Source organism: Stutzerimonas tianxiuensis (assembly GCF_053470365.1).
This window is the reverse complement of record NZ_JBPVWS010000012.1, coordinates 145,095-166,521: the sequence shown is the minus strand read 5'-3', so window position 1 is coordinate 166,521 and position 21,427 is coordinate 145,095. Positions and strand designations below refer to the sequence as shown.

General features: G+C 56.7%; 18 protein-coding genes and 3 pseudogenes. 15 read left to right on the top strand and 6 right to left on the bottom strand.

What is annotated here, in order from left to right:
* Nucleotides 1-200: 200 nt before the first annotated feature.
* Nucleotides 201-782: pseudogene (locus ACSSNI_RS16215) on the top strand (RBBP9/YdeN family alpha/beta hydrolase).
* A 237-nt stretch (nucleotides 783-1,019) separates the two neighbouring features.
* Nucleotides 1,020-2,963: an alkaline phosphatase D family protein gene (locus tag ACSSNI_RS16210; protein WP_200640338.1), complete on the top strand. Its 1,944-nt coding sequence runs from the start codon at nucleotides 1,020-1,022 to the stop codon at nucleotides 2,961-2,963.
* On the opposite strand, the gene ACSSNI_RS16205 is transcribed toward ACSSNI_RS16210, so the two are convergent.
* The 3 genes from ACSSNI_RS16205 to ACSSNI_RS16195 all read right to left on the bottom strand — a co-directional run bounded on the left by ACSSNI_RS16205 (nucleotide 2,960) and on the right by ACSSNI_RS16195 (nucleotide 5,074).
* Nucleotides 2,960-3,604, bottom strand: coding sequence for an HAD family hydrolase (locus ACSSNI_RS16205; RefSeq protein ID WP_102837222.1), 645 nt, complete (start codon nucleotides 3,602-3,604; stop codon nucleotides 2,960-2,962). The genes ACSSNI_RS16210 and ACSSNI_RS16205 overlap by 4 nt on opposite strands.
* Before the next feature lie 65 nt (nucleotides 3,605-3,669).
* A complete protein-coding gene (locus tag ACSSNI_RS16200) occupies nucleotides 3,670-4,212 on the bottom strand; it encodes a gamma carbonic anhydrase family protein (RefSeq protein WP_200640340.1) in 543 nt (180 codons plus the stop codon).
* Between the two features lie 37 nt (nucleotides 4,213-4,249).
* Nucleotides 4,250-5,074 (bottom strand): AraC family transcriptional regulator, encoded by an 825-nt coding sequence (locus ACSSNI_RS16195; RefSeq protein WP_102837220.1) that lies wholly within the window; start codon nucleotides 5,072-5,074, stop codon nucleotides 4,250-4,252.
* Nucleotides 5,075-5,156: 82 nt separating this feature from the next.
* Here ACSSNI_RS16195 and ACSSNI_RS16190 point away from each other — a divergent pair, with 82 nt between their 5' ends.
* The 6 genes and pseudogenes from ACSSNI_RS16190 to ACSSNI_RS16165 all read left to right on the top strand — a co-directional run bounded on the left by ACSSNI_RS16190 (nucleotide 5,157) and on the right by ACSSNI_RS16165 (nucleotide 10,422).
* A complete protein-coding gene (locus tag ACSSNI_RS16190) occupies nucleotides 5,157-6,146 on the top strand; it encodes a bile acid:sodium symporter family protein (RefSeq protein WP_102837219.1) in 990 nt (329 codons plus the stop codon).
* Nucleotides 6,147-6,280: 134 nt separating this feature from the next.
* A complete protein-coding gene (gene prlC, locus ACSSNI_RS16185) occupies nucleotides 6,281-8,329 on the top strand; it encodes an oligopeptidase A (RefSeq protein WP_148925785.1) in 2,049 nt (682 codons plus the stop codon).
* Nucleotides 8,326-8,604 (top strand): YheV family putative zinc ribbon protein, encoded by a 279-nt coding sequence (locus tag ACSSNI_RS16180; RefSeq protein ID WP_102837217.1) that lies wholly within the window; start codon nucleotides 8,326-8,328, stop codon nucleotides 8,602-8,604. The genes prlC and ACSSNI_RS16180 overlap by 4 nt, the downstream gene beginning before the upstream one ends.
* Nucleotides 8,605-8,621: 17 nt before the next feature.
* Entirely contained in the window at nucleotides 8,622-9,386 is a 765-nt protein-coding gene (locus ACSSNI_RS16175) for a DUF1835 domain-containing protein (RefSeq protein WP_200640342.1), read from the top strand.
* A gap of 249 nt (nucleotides 9,387-9,635) precedes the next feature.
* Nucleotides 9,636-9,875, top strand: a pseudogene (locus ACSSNI_RS16170) (radical SAM protein); the annotation flags it as partial.
* Nucleotides 9,876-9,972: 97 nt separating this feature from the next.
* Nucleotides 9,973-10,422, top strand: coding sequence for a hypothetical protein (locus ACSSNI_RS16165; RefSeq protein WP_448259655.1), 450 nt, complete (start codon nucleotides 9,973-9,975; stop codon nucleotides 10,420-10,422).
* 578 nt (nucleotides 10,423-11,000) lie between these two features.
* Here the strand turns inward: ACSSNI_RS16165 and ACSSNI_RS16160 are convergent.
* A complete protein-coding gene (locus tag ACSSNI_RS16160) occupies nucleotides 11,001-12,827 on the bottom strand; it encodes a hypothetical protein (RefSeq protein ID WP_448259654.1) in 1,827 nt (608 codons plus the stop codon).
* A gap of 286 nt (nucleotides 12,828-13,113) precedes the next feature.
* A complete protein-coding gene (locus ACSSNI_RS16155) occupies nucleotides 13,114-14,688 on the bottom strand; it encodes a recombinase family protein (protein ID WP_448259652.1) in 1,575 nt (524 codons plus the stop codon).
* 38 nt (nucleotides 14,689-14,726) lie between these two features.
* Between ACSSNI_RS16155 and ACSSNI_RS16150 the strand changes: the two are divergent.
* From ACSSNI_RS16150 to ACSSNI_RS16125, 6 genes and pseudogenes are all read left to right on the top strand, one after another.
* Nucleotides 14,727-15,566: pseudogene (locus tag ACSSNI_RS16150) on the top strand (PA0069 family radical SAM protein); the annotation flags it as partial.
* Between the two features lie 82 nt (nucleotides 15,567-15,648).
* Nucleotides 15,649-15,930: a hypothetical protein gene (locus ACSSNI_RS16145; RefSeq protein WP_234484691.1), complete on the top strand. Its 282-nt coding sequence runs from the start codon at nucleotides 15,649-15,651 to the stop codon at nucleotides 15,928-15,930.
* A gap of 214 nt (nucleotides 15,931-16,144) precedes the next feature.
* Nucleotides 16,145-17,284, top strand: coding sequence for a cytochrome c oxidase subunit II (gene coxB, locus ACSSNI_RS16140; protein WP_448259649.1), 1,140 nt, complete (start codon nucleotides 16,145-16,147; stop codon nucleotides 17,282-17,284).
* Nucleotides 17,285-17,296: 12 nt separating this feature from the next.
* Nucleotides 17,297-18,925 (top strand): cytochrome c oxidase subunit I, encoded by a 1,629-nt coding sequence (ctaD, locus tag ACSSNI_RS16135; protein WP_200640348.1) that lies wholly within the window; start codon nucleotides 17,297-17,299, stop codon nucleotides 18,923-18,925.
* 23 nt (nucleotides 18,926-18,948) lie between these two features.
* On the top strand, nucleotides 18,949-19,530 hold the full coding sequence (locus tag ACSSNI_RS16130) for a cytochrome c oxidase assembly protein (RefSeq protein ID WP_102837211.1): 582 nt from the start codon (nucleotides 18,949-18,951) through the stop codon (nucleotides 19,528-19,530).
* Nucleotides 19,527-20,426 (top strand): cytochrome c oxidase subunit 3, encoded by a 900-nt coding sequence (locus tag ACSSNI_RS16125; protein WP_200640350.1) that lies wholly within the window; start codon nucleotides 19,527-19,529, stop codon nucleotides 20,424-20,426. Before ACSSNI_RS16130 ends, ACSSNI_RS16125 begins: the two co-directional genes overlap by 4 nt.
* 5 nt (nucleotides 20,427-20,431) lie before the next feature.
* Here the strand turns inward: ACSSNI_RS16125 and ACSSNI_RS16120 are convergent, their stop codons facing one another.
* Entirely contained in the window at nucleotides 20,432-20,635 is a 204-nt protein-coding gene (locus ACSSNI_RS16120; RefSeq protein ID WP_101152710.1) for a twin transmembrane helix small protein, read from the bottom strand.
* Nucleotides 20,636-20,716: 81 nt separating this feature from the next.
* Here ACSSNI_RS16120 and ACSSNI_RS16115 point away from each other — a divergent pair, with 81 nt between their 5' ends.
* Nucleotides 20,717-21,424, top strand: a complete 708-nt coding sequence (locus ACSSNI_RS16115; RefSeq protein WP_159969739.1) for an SURF1 family protein — start codon at nucleotides 20,717-20,719, stop codon at nucleotides 21,422-21,424.
* The last annotated feature ends 3 nt before the right edge of the window (nucleotides 21,425-21,427 follow it).

Here is a 21,427-nt window from a genome sequence, read left to right as displayed (position 1 = left end):
CTGAACCGCCGTATACGGAACCGTACGTACGGTGGTGTGAGAGGACGGCGGATGTGAATCCGCCTCCTACTCGATCGGGACGACAAGCAAGTGGCTTGATTAGACGCTTTTAGTGCATAAGCAAATGCATTCTTATTCTTTCTGGTAGCGGTCGTGCGGGCGATAGACTCGCGGCTCAGTGACCATCGAGAGGCCATCCCATGCGGCGTGGATCGTTTCATTACCTGATCGTCCCCGGCTGGCACGGCTCGCCTGAGGATCATTGGCAAAGCCACTGGCAGCGCACCTTGCCTCACAGCCAGCGCGTCGAACAGGCCGATTGGCTTCAGCCGCAGCGTGCTGACTGGGTGGCCGAACTGAGTCGCGGCATCGCCAGCGCGTCAGAGCCGGTGGTGCTGATAGCGCATAGTCTCGGCTGCGTAACCGTCGCACATTGGGCCGCGCAGGCAGCGCCCGATGCGCTGCGACGGGTGAGGGGTGCGCTGCTGGTCGCACCGGCGGACGTCGAGCGGCCAGGCTGCCCTGAGCCGCTGCGCAACTTCGCGTCGTTGCCCTTGGCGCCGCTGCCGTTTCCGAGCGTGCTGGTGGGGTCCGACAATGATCCGGCCGCCAGCGCCGACCGTGCACGTGCCATGGGCAAGGTCTAGGGCAGCGAAGTGAGCGTGCTCAATGGTGTCGGACACATCAACGTGGCTTCGGGGCACCATCGTTGGGAAGAGGGGCTGGTCTTTCTCGACCGCCTGCAATCGCTGCTCAACGACCAGTCAAGACGGCGCGCTTGATGGCGCCCGGGCCCGTGGGCGAGTGTTCCTTCGTTCAGTCGCTATTCGCACCGCTCGGTGGATCGGAGAAGCGCGATCCACCCTACAAAGACTGAGCCTCATCACTGAGCAGTGAGTAGGGTGGATGACGCTCTTTTCATCCACCGGTTCGGTGGAGCGACTCAGACCCACAAACCCGGACGAACCGGCGCCATTCGTTACACTCTGATGCTCCATTGCCGTCCATCGAGCTGTTGCATGCCCAGCCCCGCACCATCCGACACCGCTGCATCCCTTCCCCTTGTGCTTGCCGGGCCCATGCTGCGCCGGCTCGAGGCGGGGCGGCTGGTGCTTTGGCTGGTGGCCAGCGAGCCGCTGCAGTTGCGCCTGGCCTTGCAGCCCGAAGAGGAGGCTCCGGTATCGCTGGCCCTGGACGGCGAAAGCTGTCGCCAATTGCGCGTTGGCACCTCGGCCTGGTTGCACCTGATCGATCTCCATCTGGCTACACCGCTGCCGGTGGATCGGTTGGTCGAATACGACTTGCTGATCCAGCGCGACGGCACTGAGCAAGGCATCGCCGAGTGGGCGCCGCACCTGATCCATGAAGGTTTCCAGCGGCCGGCGTTCGTCGTCCGCTCGCGCTACGACGATCTGCTGCATGGCTCCTGCCGCAAGCCGCACCACCCCTCGGCGGATGGCTTGGTTACTGTGGATTCGCTGGTGGCCCAGACCCGCCGCTCCCCCGAGCGCTGGCCCGCCGCGCTGCTGATGACCGGCGACCAGATCTACGCCGACGACCTGGCCGGGCCCACTCTGGTAGCCATTCATGCGCTGATTCGCCGGCTCGGACTGTATGGCGAGTGTCTTGAGGGCGCCACCGTCGCCGACAGCGATGAGCTGCTGGCGCATCCAGCCACCTACTACCGGCGCGCGGAACTGTTGCCTGCGTTCAAATCCAATGAAGACCTGCGTGAGCGCTTCTTTGGAGGAGTCGAAAAACCGGTGTTCACCACCTCCAGCGCGCACAACCATCTGGTGTCGCTGGGCGAGGTGCTGGCGATGTACCTGTTGGTCTGGTCACCCGTGCCCTGGGGCCTGATCGAGCTTCAGTCGCCGCCGCTGGATGGCGAGCTGGCTGATCGCTGGGCGCGTGAACTTCGCTGTATCGATGCCTTTCAGGCCGGGTTGCCGCAGGTGGCACGGGCGTTGGCACATTTGCCGTCGCTGATGATTTTCGATGACCACGACATCACCGATGACTGGAACCTCAGCGCCCGTTGGGAGCAGACCGCCTACGGCCATCCGTTTTCCCGGCGCATCATCGGCAACGCCTTGCTCGGCTATCTGTTGTGTCAGGCCTGGGGAAATGCGCCGGATGCCAGCGTCACGTCGTTGAGCGCCGTTGAGGCGTTGCTCAATAGCGGCGAAGACGGGCGACTCGATTGCGCCCTGCATGATCGAGTCGTTGACGAGCTGCTGGAGCGCGGCGACTGGGGCTATGTCATACCCAGCGAGCCGGCGCTGGTGGTGCTCGATACCCGTACCCGCCGCTGGCGCAGCGAGCGCAACCTGAGCCGGCCTTCGGGGCTGATGGATTGGGAAGCGCTGACGGATTTTCAGCAGGAGCTGCTTGACCATCGCTCGGTGATCATCGTCTCGCCGGCGCCGATGTTCGGCGTCAAGCTGATCGAGACCGTGCAACGCGTATTCAGCTGGGCCGGCCTGTCGCTGTTGGTCGACGCCGAAAACTGGATGGCCCATCGCGGCGCGGCGCAGGTCATGCTCAACATCTTCCGCCACACCCGCACGCCGGGTAACTACGTGATCCTCTCCGGCGACGTGCATTACTCGTTCGCCTATGAGGTGCGCATTCGCGGCCGTGCTGACGGCCCGCGGTTATGGCAGATCACCAGCAGTGGCGTGAAGAACGAGTTTCCGCCGCGCTTGCTCGACCTGTTCGACCGGCTCAACCGCTGGCTGTATTCGCCGCGCTCGCCGCTGAACTGGTTCACCAAACGCCGCCGGGTGCGGGTGCAGCCGTGGCTGCCGAGCCGCAGCCGATCTGGCGAACGCCTGTGGAACGGCTCGGGTATTGGTCGCATCCGGCTCGATGCCGAGGGCCGGCCGTCGCAGGTTCAGCAGATCAACGCCGATGGGTCACCGCCTGTAAGCTTCGCTCCCGAGCGAGACAAGACGCCCTAGCCGAACGCCGTGCGCAGCTCTGGCAGCGTGGCGTAGTAATACGCTGGCGATTGCGCCATCAGCTCGGCATGGCTGCCAAAACCGTAACCCACCCCGACAGCCTGCAACCCGTTGCTGTGCGCGCCGATCAGGTCGTGCTTGCGGTCGCCGATCATCAGCGTCTGCTCGGGATCGAGCCCTTCTCTGGCGATCACATGGGCGATCAGCTCGACCTTATTGGTGCGGGTGCCGTCCAGCTCGCTGCCATAGATGACCTTGAAGTGCTGATCGAAGGCGAAATGCCGGGCAATTTCGCGGGCGAAAACCGAGGGTTTCGAGGTCGCTACATAGAGCGTCCGGCCTTGCCCGCGCAGGTGTTCGAGCATCTCAAGCACGCCATCAAATAGCAGGTTTTCGTAGAGGCCGATCGTCTTGAAGCGCTCGCGGTAATAGCCGACCGCTTCCCAGGCCCGCGCTTCGTCGAAGCCGTAGAACTCCATGAACGCCTGCAGCAGCGGCGGGCCGATAAAGGGCTCGAGTTTGGCCAGATCCGGCTCGTCGATGCCGAGCTGCGCCAGTGCATGCTGGATCGAGCGGGTGATGCCTTCGCGTGGGTCGGTCAGGGTGCCGTCGAGGTCGAAGAGGATGGTTGAGTGGTGCATCGCAGGGCTCGGTAATTTCCTGTGGGGGCGCAGTTCGACAATCGTCTCGCGCACGATTTGTTGCTTCAGGCTTCAGGCGTTTCTGCCAGATGCTGATCCTTCAGCTTCACGTAGTTGCCGGCGGTGTAGCTGAAGAAGCTGCGCTCTTTTTCCGTCAGCGGGCGCGCCTGCTTCACCGGGCTGCCAACGTAGAGGTAGCCGCTTTCCAGCGTCTTGCCCGGCGGCACCAGGCTGCCGGCGCCGATGATGACCTCGTCTTCGACCACCGCGCCGTCCATGACAATCGAACCCATGCCAACCAGAATCCGGCTGCCCAAGGTGCAGCCATGCAGCGTGACCTTGTGGCCGACGGTGACTTCGTCGCCGATGGTGAGCGGAAAGCCGTCCGGGTTGAACGGGCCGGCATGGGTGATGTGCAGCACGCTGCCGTCCTGAATGCTGGTGCGTTTGCCGATGCGGATGCGGTGCATGTCGCCGCGAATCACGGTCAGCGGCCAGACGGAGCTGTCTTCGCCGATCTCGATGTCGCCGATGAGCACGGCGCTGGGGTCGACGAAGACGCGCTCGCCAAGTGCCGGTGTGTGTTCCTGGAAGGTTCGGATGCTCATGGGTGGCTCCTGTAAGCGCGTGTGTGTGGGGTGTCGGTCACTGATAGACCCGACCATCGAGTGTGTTGCTGCCGGGACGGAAGAATTCGCCCGGCGTAGCGCCGAACTGTTCGCGAAAGGCGGCGATAAAGGCCGACAAGGACTCATAACCACAGCCCAGCGCCACGTCGGTGACCCGCTCGCCGCGCTCCAGTGCTGGCAGGGCGCTGAGCAGCCGCAGTCGCTGGCGCCAGGCGCGAAAGGTCAGGCCGGTCTCACGGAGGAACAGCCGGCTCAGGGTGCGTTCCGATACGCCCAGGGTGCGGCTCCAGTCGGCCAGGCCTTCCTGCGACTCCGGTTGCGCCTGCAGGCTTTTGCACAACCGATGCAGACGTGGCTCGGCGGGCAGCGGCAGCACCAGTTCGACCTCCGGTGCGCAGCCGAGTTGATCGAGCAGCACCTGTACCAGTCGTCCTTCTGCACCGTCTTCGGCATAGGCTTCGGGCAGGGTGCTGAAATGCCGGATCAGTTCGCGTAGCAGGGGGCTGACCTGCAGCACGCGGCAATGCTCGGGCGCATCGCCAGCTACGCTTCGGTCGATATACAGGCTGCGAATGCAGGTGTCCGGCGCACAGAAGACCTGATGCGTCACCCCGGCAGGTATCCACACCGCGCGCAGCGGCGGTGCGATGAAGCGGCCATTGTCGGTGCGCACCTCGAGCACGCCTTCCACCGCATGGGACAGCTGCACCCAGGGATGGCTGTGGCGGTAGCCCAGCTTGAGGTTGGGCGGCGAGTCGAGCTGACCATAGACCGGCCGCGGCAGCGCTTTGAGAGCGCCAAGACGGGTAATCAGTGCGGCTTCTTGTCCGATTGGCGACATTTCGTGCCTGCTTGGCGTTAGTCGGAAGTAAGCGCTCACGTTAAGGTCGATCCCTGTCGCCTGCAAGTCCCAAGGAAACCATATGGCCAAGCTCCGCCTGCTCTTCGACAACTTCACCCTGGCCCTGCTCGCCGTGGTTGCCATTGCCACGCTGTTTCCCTGCGAAGGGCGCGGCGCGGTGTTCTTCGAGTGGCTGACGGCGGCCGCCATCGCGCTGCTCTTCTTCATGCACGGCGCCAAGCTGTCGCGCGAAGCGATCCTCGCCGGTGCCGGCCACTGGCGCCTGCACTTGCTGGTGTTCGCCTGCACCTTCGTCATGTTTCCGCTGCTGGGACTGGCGCTCAAGCCGGTGTTGACGCCGATGGTCGGTGACGAGCTGTACCTGGGCATGCTCTACCTCTGTGCGCTGCCCGCCACCGTGCAATCGGCCATCGCCTTTACCTCGCTGGCGCGTGGCAATGTGCCGGCGGCCATCTGCAGCGCCGCGGCGTCCAGCCTGATCGGCATCTTCCTCACGCCGCTGCTGGTATTGCTGCTGATGGGTGTCGAAGGCGAGAGCGGCTCGACGCTGGATTCCATCGGCAAGATCGTGCTGCAACTGCTGGTGCCCTTTATCGCTGGGCAGATCGCTCGCCGCTGGATCGGCGCCTGGGTGACGCGCAACAAGACCTGGCTGAAAACCGTGGATCAGAGCTCGATCCTGCTGGTGGTTTACACGGCGTTCAGCGGTGCGGTGGTCGATGGCCTCTGGCAGATCGTGCCGGTTGGGCACCTGATCGGGTTGGTGGTGGCCTGCTGTCTGTTGCTGGCCATCGTGCTGTGGCTGACGGCCATGCTGGCCAAGGTGTTTGGCTTCAATCTGGAAGACCGCATCACCATCCTCTTCGCCGGCTCGAAGAAGAGCCTGGCGACCGGCGTGCCCATGGCGCAGGTGCTGTTCGCCACCAGTGCGGTCGGCATGATCATCCTGCCGCTGATGCTCTTTCATCAGATCCAGCTGATGGTCTGCACGGTGCTCGCCCAGCGCTATGCGCGACGCCCCGAATTGCCCGAGCAGACGGCGGTCCAATAACCGCTACGGATGCCCGTCACTCGCGCCGTTTCGTTGTGAATAGAGCCGCTCTATCGCTTCGTTCCCCAGCTGCGCGGTCGGGCATTTGTCTTTAACATGCACCGGTGATCATTTATTCAGAAGGGGCAACTGCCGTGACCGATACCAATCCGCTGCTTCGGGAATTCGACCTGCCGCCGTATTCCGAGATTCGTCCGGAGCACGTCGAGCCGGCGGTCGATACCGTCCTAGGCGAGAACCGCGTCGCCCTGCAGGAATTGCTCAGCCGCCCCGCCGAGAGCCTCGACTGGGGCACCCTGGTGGTAGGCCTCGACGAAATGAACGAGCGCCTCAGCCGCGCCTGGGGTCCGGTCAGCCACCTCAATGCCGTACGCAACAATGCCGAATTGCGCAGCGCCTACGAGGCCTGTCTGCCCAAACTGTCCGCCTACGCCACCGAGCTGGGCCAGAACGCCGACCTGTTCGCCGCCTACCAGGCGCTGTCGCTGAGCGCCGAGGCCGACGGCTTCGATGTGGCGCAGAAGACCATTCTCGAACACGCGTTGCGTGACTTTCGCCTGTCCGGTATCGACCTGCCGCCGGCCGAGCAGCAGCGCTTCGGCGCGATCAGCATGAAGCTCGCCGAACTGGGCAGCACCTTCTCCAACCAGCTGCTCGACGCGACCCAGGCCTGGACCAAGCACGTCACCGACGAAAGCCTGCTGGCCGGCATTACCGATTCGTCTAAGGCGCAGATGGCCGAAGCGGCCAAGGCCAAGGAACTGGACGGTTGGCTGATCAGCCTCGAATTCCCCAGCTACTACGCCGTGATGACCTACGCCGACAATCGCAAGTTGCGTGAAGAGGTCTACGTCGCCTATTCCACCCGCGCCTCCGATCAGGGCCCGAACGCCGGCCAGTTCGACAATGGCCCGGTGATGGAGCAGATCCTCGACCTGCGTCAGGAACTGGCGAAGCTGCTGGGCTTCGGCAACTACGCCGAGCTGTCGCTGGCGACCAAAATGGCTGACAGCACCGATCAGGTGCTGGGCTTCCTGCGTGACCTGGCCAAGCGCAGTAAGCCGTTTGCCGAACGCGACCTGAAGGAGCTGCGCGCCTTTGCCGCCGAGCAGGGCGTTTCCGATCTGCAGAGCTGGGACGTCAATTACTTCGGCGAGAAGCTGCGCCAGGCTCGCTACAGCCTGAGCCAGGAAGAGCTGCGCGCCTACTTCCCGGTGGACAAGGTGCTGTCCGGCCTGTTTGCCATCGTCAAGCGCCTGTACGGCATCGAGATTCACGAGCTGGAAAGCTTCGACGGTTGGCATCCGGACGTGCGTCTGTTCGAGATCCGTGAGAAAGGCGAGCACGTCGGGCGATTTTTCTTCGACCTCTATGCGCGGGCCAACAAGCGTGGTGGCGCCTGGATGGATGGGGCGCGTGACAAGCGCCGCACCTGCCTCGGGACGCTGCAGACGCCAGTCGCCAACCTGGTCTGCAACTTTACCCCACCGGTGGGCGAGCGCCCGGCGCTGCTGACCCACGATGAAGTCACTACGCTGTTCCATGAGTTCGGCCATGGCCTGCACCACCTGCTGACCCAGGTCGAGCATGCCGGTGCATCAGGCATCAATGGCGTGGCCTGGGACGCAGTCGAGCTGCCGAGTCAGTTCATGGAGAACTGGTGCTGGGAGCCCGAAGGTCTGGCGCTGATCTCCGGCCACTACCAGACCGGCGAAACCCTGCCGCAGGATCTGCTCGACAAGATGCTGGCGGCGAAGAACTTCCAGTCCGGCCTGATGATGGTGCGTCAGCTGGAGTTCTCACTGTTCGACTTCGAACTGCACGCCACTCACGGAGACGGCCGCAGCGTGCTCCAGGTGCTGGAAAGCATCCGCGACGAGGTCTCGGTGATGCGTCCGCCAGCCAGCAACCGCTTCCCCAACAGCTTTGCGCACATCTTCTCCGGTGGTTACGCGGCGGGCTACTACAGCTACAAGTGGGCTGAGGTGCTGTCCTCCGACGCCTTCTCGCGCTTCGAGGAAGAGGGCGTATTCAACGCCGACACCGGGCGCGCCTTCCGCGAGGCTATCCTGGCGCGCGGCGGCTCGCAGGAGCCGATGGTGCTGTTCGTCGACTTCCGTGGTCGTGAGCCGTCTACCGATGCGCTGCTGCGCCATCTCGGTCTGACCGAGGAAGTGGCATGAGCGACGAGCCGAAGGTGACCACCAAGCGCTTCATCGCCGGGGCGGTATGTCCGGCGTGCAGCGCCAGCGACAGCATCAAGATGTGGGACGTCGATGGCGTTCCACATCGCGAATGCGTTGAGTGCGGCTACGCTGACACCCTCAACGCCCAGGGCCAATCCGTGCCCTCGGAGTTGGGTACGCGGGTCAACCAGGCCAAGCCCAAGGCCCCCGATCCGCAGGTGCAAGCCGTGCAGTTTTTCCCCAATCCCAAGCTGAAGAAAAAACCCGACTGATCCAAGGGAGGCTCGCCATGTGGCACATCACCTGCGGCGACCTCGCCGCGGAGAGCGTTCGGCCCCTGCTGGCTGACGGCAGCGAGGTGCGGGTGCTGCGCGACGACCTGGCCGTCGGGCCGCTGGCTGATATCGAGTCTCCGCCTTGCAGAATGCGTATGGCCTTCTGGGAAGCCGTCTGGCCTGCCGGGCTGGAGCCTCGGCCGGATTTCTCCGGCATTGCCGCCGATGCCGAGTGGCTGGCGCGGCTGTCTGAGCAGGCGCGGCAAGTCACGGTCTGGCATGGCGATAGCGCCTCCGAACAGCTGATGCTGGCGCGTGTGGCGGCGGCATTGGAAGGCTCGTCAATCGCGCTGCATGAGGTGGCCTGCGGCACCGGCGACAGTCGGGTTGGCATGCGCATGGCCGTATCCATGAATGCGCCGGACGCCCTGGCAGCGCTTTATCAGCCGCGCCTCGTCGGCCCTGAACGCCTCGTTGAACTCGCCGGCCAATGGCGTGCCACCGTACGGGAAAGCGCTGCGATACGTCGCTGGGTCGAGGGTCGGTTTGTCGGCGAAGACCAGTCACGGATCGACGGCGAGTTAGTCGCCGCCTGCGGCGACGACTGGATGCCGCTGGCCCGCGCCATGGCTGAAGTCATGGGCCATTGCGACGGCTTCTTCCCTACGGACCTGTACCTTTACTGGCGCGCACGGGAGCTGGCGAGAAGCGGCGTCATTCGCCTCAGTGACGTCGCAGAAGCCGAGTACAGCAAGGTGCAGGTGCGACGGTCCAGCTGACATGCTAGTTGTCGCATGCATGAGCCGTATGGCTCCGGTTGCTCACAGCACACATGATGTGTGCCGCTGAGTCTCGAGATCAGCTCTGTAGGGGGCGTTTACTTCACCGATTGCTTTGGACGAGATAGCGCTGCCAGATCGCGGCTGCGCTATTTCGGTCCACCCCACTCGACGGGCGGGCTCGTCGACATTAGCGACGCTTGAGGAAGTTCTGATACTGTATTCATATACAGTATTTCGGAGCCTGTCATGTACCCGCCGAAAAGCACGCCGCGTGGCCGTGGCACCGCAATCAATCCGGACAACCGCTTCGCCCCGACCCGTAGCGAGGCATATGACGACGGCTGGGAACAGGACGTGCCACCGACGCGCGCCACCGAGGTACGCTTCGAAACAGCCAAGACCGTGCTCACCCGCAACCAGTCACCGGATGTCGGCTTCGATCGTTCGGTAAACCCCTATCGCGGCTGTGAACATGGCTGGATGTATTCTGTAATAGGTTCCATCTCAATCAGCTGTACAACAAAAGTTTGACAACGTTCAAAACCTCGTATAAAAATCGCCAAAAATGCGACGGAGCACCCAAATGGACAAGGGTAGCAATGAGACGTTTGAGGCATTTGTAGAAAAAGTATATTTCGCACTTAAGTTTGATTATCTGGTAGATGTAAAACTTTCTAAACTATTGAATGATGAGGCTTACCGGTCTCTATTATTGTTCTATTATGATGATTTTAATGCTGAAGAGACTGCCTTACTCATTGCTTGCGAAAAACTTAAAATAATAATTAGAAAAAACGAAAAGGACAAAAGCGAAGAAATTATAGACAGAATTAATATATTTAGCTGTTATTTGAATGAAAGAGGCAAAGTAAGCCAAGCTTTTTTCAAACTGCTTAATGAAAAAGTTAAGGAACTAGAGTCGATGATGCTTTGGCGATTCGCTAAAAGTGCATCTGAAATCACTAATTCTGAACTAGGAATTGATTGCGACAAAGCATCGGAAATTGACAAGACATTAAAGTCGATAAAGTAATAGCTGATATATTAAACTGCTCTATATAATATATATTAATATTTTATTAATTCCTAATTCCAGCCTTGCCCTTCGCTTTTATCCTTCCAGTCTAAAAGCTTGGGCAAAGCTGGTCTTCCTGACTTAAATAGTTAAATCAGTGAAGCCTTACCTAAGCTTTAAATAGCTTGGGGTTTAAATCTGTGATACTCAGTTTAAACTTCGAACACTATGTCGGCTATATCAACGCCTTAACTGGACCCTGTTCAACATATATTTCTATATGGCTGGTAGGTTGTAAGCTTTCCCAGTACCCCCGTTTTACCTACTGATAATAAATTAAAAGTAGGGTGCTTACTTGGCTCTATGCAACGAAACAATCGCTTGAATTTCCTACATTGCAAGAGAGTTAAACACTGAAATTTATAATTAGGATATGGTTTTTTCGGCAGGTTTTATATTTGACAAGTTATTAGAATATGATATAAATTAAATATGTTGAATCCTGCCGACATCAGTATTCAACCCGAAGCCTTAATATGTAAGTATTAGGGCTTCACCTTTTTATATACTACAATAATTATAACCAATGTCAAATCTTAGTATGGCTTTAATAGTTTCCTTCTCTCTTTTATTTCTTCCATCTCTACATTTTCAAGCCCAACTTGTTCTTTATTTAGGAACATATCGCCCACTATTAACTTAGTTTTATTCGTAAAACTTAAATCTGCCAACTTAGTATCAAGCCCAGCCTTCTGTAAGTCATTTTTTATATCTTCCTTGATTACTTTTCTCGCATCCGGCGTAAGTCTCGAATAAATGTCGTATATGTCAGACTTAAACTTATTCTCAGTCTTTCTTTTATGTGAAACTGAGGAATGACTATCGTGCCTAACGATAGATAAATCAGTGATGGATAAAGATAACCTGTCTAAACTATCGTTCAACTTGGATACGATTTCAGTATATTGATAATTCGCTTGGGCTATCTTCTTATCAAGATCTTCGAGTTCCTTATGGTGCTTCTCAATCGTTTGCTTATACTGCTTGTTCTTCTGTTCAATATCTCTATCTAATCTTTCATTCTGGGTAGATAATTTAGCCTTATTATTCAGCCCTTGTTTAATTTCTCTCTTAATAGTTGATAGTTCGCCTTCTTTCGAAGTTAAGTCATTATTGACTATTGAAAGGCGGTTTTCCTTGGCTTTAATATCTCCATTAAGTTTGGTTAATTTAGTGCTATTATCGTTTATGTCTTTGATAAGGTCATTGAAATTTTTCTTCTTGTTCTCTAATTCTTCGGCTTTACGCTTGTTTTCAATTTCAAGTTTTTTCTTTTCTGCCTCAGCCCTTTCTATTTCTTCTTCAGTAAAAGAAAGTAGATTATGACTTCTTGATATTTTGGACTTGTTCTGTTCAAGTCGAATTTTTGCCAGTTTCTCTTTATGCTCTAATGTTTTCTCACTTACAGTTGCTTCTATTAAATAACCATATTCTTTAAGCTTCTTGTTTACATACTGATAAACAAGCTCTTGGTATACCTCTCCAATTTGCTGAGCAGATTTGAAAGAATTATTCTTTAATTCTGGTCTATTAGTGTTTCTTAGATGCTGATTTACAAGTTCAAGCTGAGCATTAACAAGGTCATACTGTCCAGTCTTACTGTTCTTTCCATTTATGAATATATGCGGATGTACGCCATTATTTAGCCCTTTTTTACTTAGTGTTTCATCTCCGTGGAAAACACAAGTCATTATTTTATAGTCAGGCAAATGTGTGCGATGGAAGTTATATATAATATTAAGATAATGGTCTGGCTTTACTTCATTGATGTTATTTTTCGTAGGGAACTTGAAGAATGACTCTTGGATGACTGTTTTATTCTTATGCAATGAGTTGTTTTCTGCTCCAACCACTTGGTTATGCAAATCAATAAACTTTGTGAGTGCTGACCTTTTGTCATTCACCCTCTTTAAACCCATATCCTCTAAGCCATCAATTACAGCTATATCAATATGGCCGCTGCTATTTAGGACCGTATTGATTAGAGTTTTAAGGTCGTCAGGTTCATTTTCTTTCTTAAGCAATCCTTTCAGTTTGCTGGCGTATTTCGAGCGGTCATTTTTAATGGTAGTAATGTTCTCATGTGAACTTATATCATTTTCGATGGAGGTAATAATTTCATCTACAATCGCCATACGCTCATCAATAGATAACTTATCAAGTGGAATAATTTTCCCTTGATAAATTATTCTATTGTGTTTGGATAGTTCTTCGTTGAACTCAAGTTCTTTCTTTTTCACAATCCTTAGAGTGTGATAAAGAGAAGCAATGAGTTGACGCATACCAGCGGTTTTATTGCTTCTAGTTTTCTGTGCGATAAAGTTTAATCGTTTCCAAATCATAGTCGTATTTTTTACATTCATAAGCCCTCTTAGTAATTGTTGATATTCTTCTGCTTCTGCCTTCCCGGCTAGGGACCAGTTGAACTTCCCTCAAGCGAAGCGTCTTTCCAGAATGGAAAGTGTGGGGAGTTGAACAACTGGTTGATAAAACTATAAAAAGTTTTAGGTTATATAATTAAGCTACCATATATTATAATGTTTTCAAGAGCACAAAAAAGCCGACTAATTTAGCCGGCCATTTAGTTATCTGATTACTGTTATCTTATATATAGATATCTTTAACGCACGCATACGCATACGCGAGGAATTATTCTATATCTAACACTTCATCGAAATCTGTTGGAATATCTACTGGAACTCTTTGACCTTCTTTTAAATATCGTTCTGTGCCGTCTTTAAACTCAAGCACAAGCATACCGCCCAGCCAATCAATTGCTATACCTTTAAATATATGTTTAAGCGTTGAGTTGTAAGCAACTCTTTTTTCAATCGCTGCTTCCGACCTATCGTAAATGATTGACTCAATGTCTATATGTTCAACTTCAAGCAATGCGTTATAGGACTGAGTTGCTTGCTTGTATTCTTCATTCAATGCTTTTGATTTTTCTTCAAAAGATGCCAAATCATTTTCAAGGTCGTTTACGACTTCATAAAATGAATTCGGAACTGATTGCTGTTCAAGAATCATCTTCTTTAAACTTGACTTGAAGTCATCAAGTCTATTCTGGATTCTCTTCTTGTCATTCTCAACCTTAAGAATATTGGTCTTTATTGCTGTATAATCTTTACTCTCATTGATAAGCGACTGAATATTCAACTTGTCTGTAAACTGGAAAAACAACGAAAATAATTTTTTTCCACGAATAGACTGTTGACCTGGAGCCATACATTTATGGCCCATACTATTCGTACAAATAAAATAATCTCTTTCGCCCTTATTCATATATCTAATGGTGCCGCCACACCAACGACAATAGATTAAGCCGCGAAAAATATTATATTGCTGCTTATTGTAGTTTCCTGTGAATGGCTTCCTGCCTTTAATGATTTCCTGCACTTTATAGAACAGTTCCTGTTCTATAACTGCTGGGTAATAATTTGGAATCGGGTTTCCCTCATCCTTTAATCTTCTCTTGCCGCCATCTTCCCAATAGAGTTTTTTAGGCTGATGCTCACCAATCAACTTTCTATTTCCAAGGATATATTGAACCTGATGCGGTGCCATCTTATCCGCATACTCTTGGTTATATCTTTTAGTGGCCTCTAATAGCCCATATTTGAGCGAAAGATTAAAGAGATGGGTTATCCTATTAACCTTATCTAAATCGACGATAAAAACACCATCCTCGACACTCAACCAACTTGGAACTTTTTTAGTTACGATTTCACCGCCACGCATTTTTTCGCGGTTATATCTCCAAGCCTTGCTTGAAAAATCGCTCTTTCTCTCACTTTCTTTATTTGCTCTTTCAAACTCTACAAGAGCAATAATCCATTCACTGAAGTCTAAATTGTCAGCGTCATAAACCTTATTCTTGTCCAGAATTACGATTTTTATGCCAGCGAAAAGCAAATCACTGAATATTTTATTGCTTCGAACTATCTTATCTCTTGATAAACGGTCAAAGTTCTCTATGAGCAAATAAGAACCTTTCTCAATTTCTCCATTTCTGACTTTTTCTAAAAAACCACCCAGCACACCATCTTTAGATGCATTGAGACCACGAAATGCGGATGTTCCTGCGTCTTCTAAGGTTTGGTCTATCTCTAAGCCGTGCTTAGCAACAAACGCCTCTATAAGCTCATTCTGGCGTGCTCTGGTGCTTCCATCTTCTTGCTTGGCACTAGAGAAACGAACGTAGGGGAAGCATTTCTTGGTCATTTTTTGAGCAGATCAGGAACGTGGAACCTTTAACGTAACACATCTGCATCTACTGCTTCGCGCGGCCCAGCCATGCCTATTGGGACATGTCGCCAGGGATTGATTTCGAGACACGGTTGATCGCCAAGACCAACCTCGCTGAACGCCTGGAGCAGGAGCTGAGCAAGCCCGGCTACGTGCCGCAACCCATTGCGCTGGGGGTCAACACCGACGCCTATCAGCCGCTGGAACGCGAACAACAGCTGACACGCCAGGCGCTGGAGATTCTGCTGCGCTTCAAGCATCCGGTGCACATCATCACCAAGGGCTCGCTGGTGCTGCGCGATCTGGATCTGTTGGTGCCGCTGGCCGAGCAACGGCTGGTCAGCGTCTCGGTCAGCCTGACCACCCTGGACGACGAGCTCAAGCGCATCATGGAGCCTCGTGCCGCGTCCCCCGCGGCACGGCTGCGGGTGTTGCGGACCCTGCATGAGGCGGGCGTACCGGTCAGCGTGATGTGCGCGCCGATGATCCCGATGGTTAATGACATGGAGCTGGAGCGCATGCTCGAAGCCGCGCGGGAGGCCGGTGCTCGCTCGGCCGGCTACGTGCTGCTGCGGTTGCCGCATGAAGTGGCTACGCTGTTCGACGAGTGGCTGCAGGAGCATTTCCCACAGCGTGCCGCGCATGTCATGAGCCTGGTACGGCAGTCGCGCGGTGGCAAGGATTACGACAGCCGCTTCGGCAGCCGCATGCGCGGCGAAGGGCAGTTCGCCCAGCTCTTGGCGCAGCGCTTCCAGCTGGCCTGCAAGCGGTTGGGCTACAACCGCCGCGACCAGAATTACGGTCTCGATTGCAGTCGCTTCGCGCCGCCCGGGCAGCAGATGAACCTGCTCTAGTCATGCCCGGGCCCGCAGGGCGGATCACCGGAACTATACGAAGCGCTCGGCGCACCAATCCAGGTATCGCTGCGGCGCCGGTATGGTCCGGTGCGCATTCGTTTCTGGAGGCAAGGTGGACTGGATCGATCTTCTGCAATGGCCGGCAATGGTGGTCACGGTTCTGGCGGCGTGGCTGATTGGCTCGCTCAAACCGCAACGGCGAACGGTGGGCTTCTGGTGCTTCCTGCTCAGCAACCTGCTCTGGGTCATCTGGGGCTGGTATGCCGAGGCCTGGGCGCTGATCACGCTGCAGGTGTGTCTGGCGTTGATGAACATCCGCGGCGTGAAAAAGAACGACCACACGGCAGAAGCCAGCGCCTGATCCTGACGAAATTGCCAGTCTTGCATCGCTGTCTATACTCCGATCGTAAGCGTACCGATTGAATCCGACTGCGCGTGCAAAGCGAGGACTGGCAACCAGGCATTGGGGGGAGCCAGATCAGAGCGTAGTCAGGCCGTTCTAGCGAGCGTTTCGCTCCGCTCTGCGGCCGGACAGGTAGTCGGCGGGATAACAAGAACCATAAGGGGAACCCGCAATGTCGCGACATCCACGAGTCTGGATGGGGATGGGGATGGGGCTGTGGTCGCTGTTCGGTCAGGCCCAGGCAGCCTGGGACGTGAACATGCGCGCCGGCGCCACGGACGTCAGTCGCTCCGTATTCGATCTGCACATGACCATCTTCTGGATCTGCGTAATCATCGGCGTGCTGGTGTTCGCGGTGATGTTCTGGTCGATGTTCGCCCACCGCCGCTCCAAGCGGCTGGATTCAGCACATTTCCACGAGAACACCAAGGTCGAGGTGCTCTGGACCATCATTCCGCTGCTGATTCTGGTCGGTATGGCGGTGCCTGCCACCCGCACGCTCATCCATATCTACGATCCCACCGAATCGGACGTGGACATCCAGATCACCGGCTACCAATGGAAATGGCACTACAAATACCTAGGTGAGGACGTCGAGTTCTTCAGCAACCTCACCACCCCCCGCGATCAGATCAACAATCTGGCCCCCAAGGGCGAGCACTACCTGCTGGAAGTGGACGAGCCGCTGGTGATTCCCGTAGGTGCCAAGGTGCGCTTCCTGATCACTGCTGCGGACGTCATCCATTCCTGGTGGGTACCGGATCTGGCGGTGAAGAAGGACGCCATCCCCGGCTTTATCAACGAATCCTGGACCCGCGTCGAACAGCCCGGCATTTACCGCGGCCAGTGCACCGAGCTGTGCGGCAAGGACCACGGCTTTATGCCGGTGGTGGTCGAGGTGAAATCCCAGGAGGACTATGCCACCTGGCTCGACGAGAAGAAGGCTGAAGCCGCCAAGCTGGCCGAACTGACCAGCAAGGAATGGACGCTCGAAGAGCTGACCGCTCGGGGTGAAAAGGTCTACCAGACCAACTGCGCGGCCTGTCACCAGGCTTCGGGCGAAGGGCTGCCGCCTATGTTCCCGGCGCTGAAGGGCTCGCCGATAGCGACGGGGGATGCGGAAAACCATATCAGCATCGTCGTAAAGGGCTCTCCCGGCACATCGATGCCTGCCTTCGGCCCGCAACTCTCGGAAGTCGATATCGCTGCAGTAGTGACCTACGAGCGTCACGCCTGGGGTAACGACACGGGCGACATGGTCACGCCGAGAGACGTGCTCATCTTCAAACAGGCCGAAGAAGCCACCCAGTAAGAGGATCAGGTGATGAGTGCAGTGATCGACGATCATGGTCATGCCGGGCATGACCATCACCACGGCCCAGCCAAGGGCCTCTCACGCTGGCTGCTGACCACCAACCACAAGGACATCGGTTCGATGTACCTGTGGTTCAGCTTCTGCGCCTTCCTGCTCGGTGGTTCAATGGCGATGGTGATCCGCGCCGAACTATTTCAGCCAGGCCTGCAGATCGTGCAACCGGAATTCTTCAATCAGATGACCACCATGCACGGGCTGATCATGGTTTTCGGCGCGGTGATGCCGGCCTTCGTTGGGCTGGCCAACTGGATGATCCCATTGATGATCGGCGCGCCGGACATGGCGCTGCCGCGGATGAACAACTTCAGCTTCTGGCTGCTGCCCGCAGCGTTCGGGCTGCTCGTCTCTACCCTGTTCATGGAAGGCGGCGGGCCGAACTTTGGCTGGACCTTCTACGCGCCGCTGTCGACGACCTTTGCGCCGGAGTCGGTGACCTTCTTCATCTTCGCCATTCACCTGATGGGCATCAGCTCGATCATGGGCGCGATCAACGTGGTCGCCACCATCCTCAACCTGCGCGCGCCGGGCATGACGCTGATGAAAATGCCCCTGTTCGTCTGGACCTGGCTGATCACTGCGTTTCTGCTGATCGCGGTGATGCCGGTTCTGGCGGGCGTGGTAACCATGATGCTGATGGACATCCACTTCGGCACCAGCTTCTTCAGCGCGGCCGGCGGTGGCGATCCGGTGCTGTTCCAGCATGTGTTCTGGTTCTTCGGTCACCCCGAGGTGTACATCATGATCCTGCCGGCCTTTGGCGCGGTCAGCTCGATCATCCCGGCGTTCTCCCGCAAACCGCTGTTCGGCTACACCTCGATGGTCTACGCCACCGGCGCCATCGCTTTCCTGTCGTTCATTGTCTGGTCGCACCACATGTTCACCGTCGGCATCCCGCTGACCGGTGAGTTGTTCTTCATGTACGCCACCATGCTGATCGCGGTGCCCACCGGGGTGAAGGTGTTCAACTGGGTGTCGACCATGTGGCGCGGCTCACTGACCTTCGAGGCGCCGATGCTGTTCGCCGTGGCCTTCGTGATTCTCTTCACCATCGGCGGTTTCTCCGGGTTGATGCTGGCCATCGCGCCGGCGGACTTCCAGTACCACGACACCTACTTCGTGGTGGCGCATTTCCACTATGTGCTGGTGCCGGGGGCGATCTTCGGCATCTTCGCTTCGGCCTACTACTGGCTGCCGAAGTGGACCGGCCACATGTATGACGAAACCCTCGCCAAGCTGCACTTCTGGATGAGCTTCGTCGGCATGAACCTGGCGTTCTTCCCGATGCACTTCGTCGGACTCGCGGGCATGCCGCGACGGATCCCGGACTACAACATGATGTTCGCCAACTTCAACATGGTCTCCAGCATCGGGGCCTTCATGTTCGGCGCAACGCAGCTGTTGTTCCTGTTCATCGTGATCAAGTGCATCCGTGGCGGCCCGATTGCTGCTGCCAAGCCCTGGGACGGTGCGGAGGGCCTGGAGTGGAGTGTGCCGTCACCGGCGCCGTACCACACCTTCAGCGTGCCGCCTTCGGTGGAGGAGCTGCACGAGCATCGGACAGGTCCGAAACATGACTAGCCTGCCGGCTCTGAGGACTCGCCATGAACACTGAGCTGCCGCTGGGCCGCCTGGTACGTCGACTGTTGCTGGTGGTCGTGGCGATGTTTGCTTTCGGCTTCGCGCTGGTGCCGATCTATGACGTCATGTGCAAGGCCTTCGGCATCAACGGCAAGACGGCGGGTGCCTATGAAGGTGCGCAGACCGTAGACGAGGCGCGAGAGGTGCGGGTGCAGTTTCTCGCCACCAACGCCTCGGGCATGGTCTGGGAATTCAAGCCGGTGGCTGACCAGCTCAATGTTCATCCCGGCTCCAGCCGCGAGATGCGCTTCATCGCCTACAACCCGACAGACAAGCCGATGACGGCGCAGGCCGTGCCCAGTGTGTCGCCCTCAAAGGCGGCGGCCTATTTCCACAAGACCGAGTGTTTCTGCTTTACCCAGCAAGTGCTGCAACCCGGTGAGCGTATCGAAATGCCGGTGCGTTTCATCGTCGATCGTGATCTGCCTGCGGATGTGCGTCACCTGACGCTCGCCTACACCCTGTTCGACATCACGTCCCGCCAACCTCCCGTCGCCCTCGTTGATCCGGCGCATCTGGTGGCGACCAAGGAGAGTCTGCAATGAGCCAACAGACCACAACGCACGAGAACTACTACGTTCCCGCCCAGAGCAAATGGCCGATTGTGGGAACGTTGGCGCTGCTGACTACCGTCTTCGGCCTGGGCAGCTGGTTCAACGACCTCAAGGCCGGCCGCGACGAGATCAGCGGGCCGATCATCTTTTTTATCGGCGCATTGCTGATCGCTTACATGATGTTCGGCTGGTTCGGGGCGGTGGTCCGTGAGGGCCGCGCGGGACTGTACAGCGCGCAGATGGACCGCTCGTTCCGCTGGGGGATGAGCTGGTTCATCTTTTCCGAGGTGATGTTCTTTCTCGCCTTTTTCGGCGTGCTGTTCTACATCCGTTACTGGGTAGGCCCCTGGCTAGACGGTGAAGGCGACAAGGGCGTCAGCGCCATGCTCTGGCCGAACTTCGAGTACAGCTGGCCGCTGCTGAACAACCCGGACCCGAGGTTCTACCCCGCGCCCTCCGGCACCATCAGCCCCTGGGGCCTGCCACTGATCAACACCATCCTGCTGGTGACCTCCAGCTTCACCCTGACCTGGGCGCACCATGCGCTGCGCAAGGCACACCGCAAGCAGCTCAAGTTGGGGCTGGGAATCACCGTGCTGCTGGGCATCGCCTTCCTGACATTGCAGATCGAAGAGTACATACACGCCTACACCGAGCTGGGCCTGACTCTGGGCTCGGGCATCTACGGCGCGACCTTCTTCATGCTCACGGGCTTCCACGGCGCCCACGTGACCATGGGCGCAATCATCCTGACGGTAATGCTGGTGCGCAGCTTCCGCGGTCACTTCACGCCTGAGCAGCATTTCGGTTTCGAGGCGGCGGCCTGGTATTGGCACTTCGTGGATGTGGTGTGGATTGGCTTGTTCGTATTCGTCTACGTGATTTAAGCCGATCAGGCGCCGAAACCGGGTTGCAGCTGCCCGCTATAGAAGCCCCATGCAATCAGGGCGACCGTCAATGCCGTGAGGGAGACGCGAACGAAGAGGGCGGTGAGCACACGTGAGGTTCGGCCTTCGTCCTTGACCAGAAAAAACAGACCACTGAACAGACTGACCAGTGTGGCTACTAATAACAGAACAATTGCCGCCTTGAGCATGAGCGGTCCGCCGTAACAGGGGAACTGGGAGAAGTGGGGGTGCAGTATAGCCAGCCCGATCAATACGCCGCGGGGCAGGGTATGAACGGCTTCAAGCCGGGCGTCATACCCACGCTTGTGGTGCTGTGTCTGTTGCCGTTACTAGTCTGGCTGGGTTTCTGGCAGCTGGAGCGCGGTGAGCAGAAGCGCGACATGCTGGCTCGTCAGGAAGCGCGTGAAGCCGCTGCGCCCATCGGCCCGGAGCAGATCGACACGCTCCAAGAGCCGGCCTATACACGCGTCAACTTGCAGGGCAGCTTCGACGCTGAGCACAGCTTCCTGCTGGACAGCCGCACCCGCGATGGTCGCGTTGGTGTCGAGTTGCTGCAGCCGTTTCAGGATCAGCCCAGCGGCCGTTGGGTGCTGGTCAACCGCGGCTGGTTGCCCTGGCCGGACCGGCGCATCCCCCCGAAATTCGACACCCCGGATCGCCCGCTGAAGCTGTCCGCCTGGATCTACGCGCCCTCCGGCGACCCGTTCATTCTCAACCGGCGGATGGCAGAAGGCTGGCCGCGTCTGATCAACCACGTCGACGTGAAAGACATCTGGCAGTTGCTCGACCGCGACGGCATCAAATATCAGCTGCGGCTGGACCCGGGCCCGGCAGCGTATCGCGCCGATTGGCCGGTGACCTTTATGCAGCCGCAGCAGCACGTCGGCTATGCAGTGCAGTGGTTTGCGCTGGCAGCGGCACTGCTGGCGTTGTTCATCTACTTCGGCGTGCATCAGGCACGGGGGAGCAAGCAGTGACCG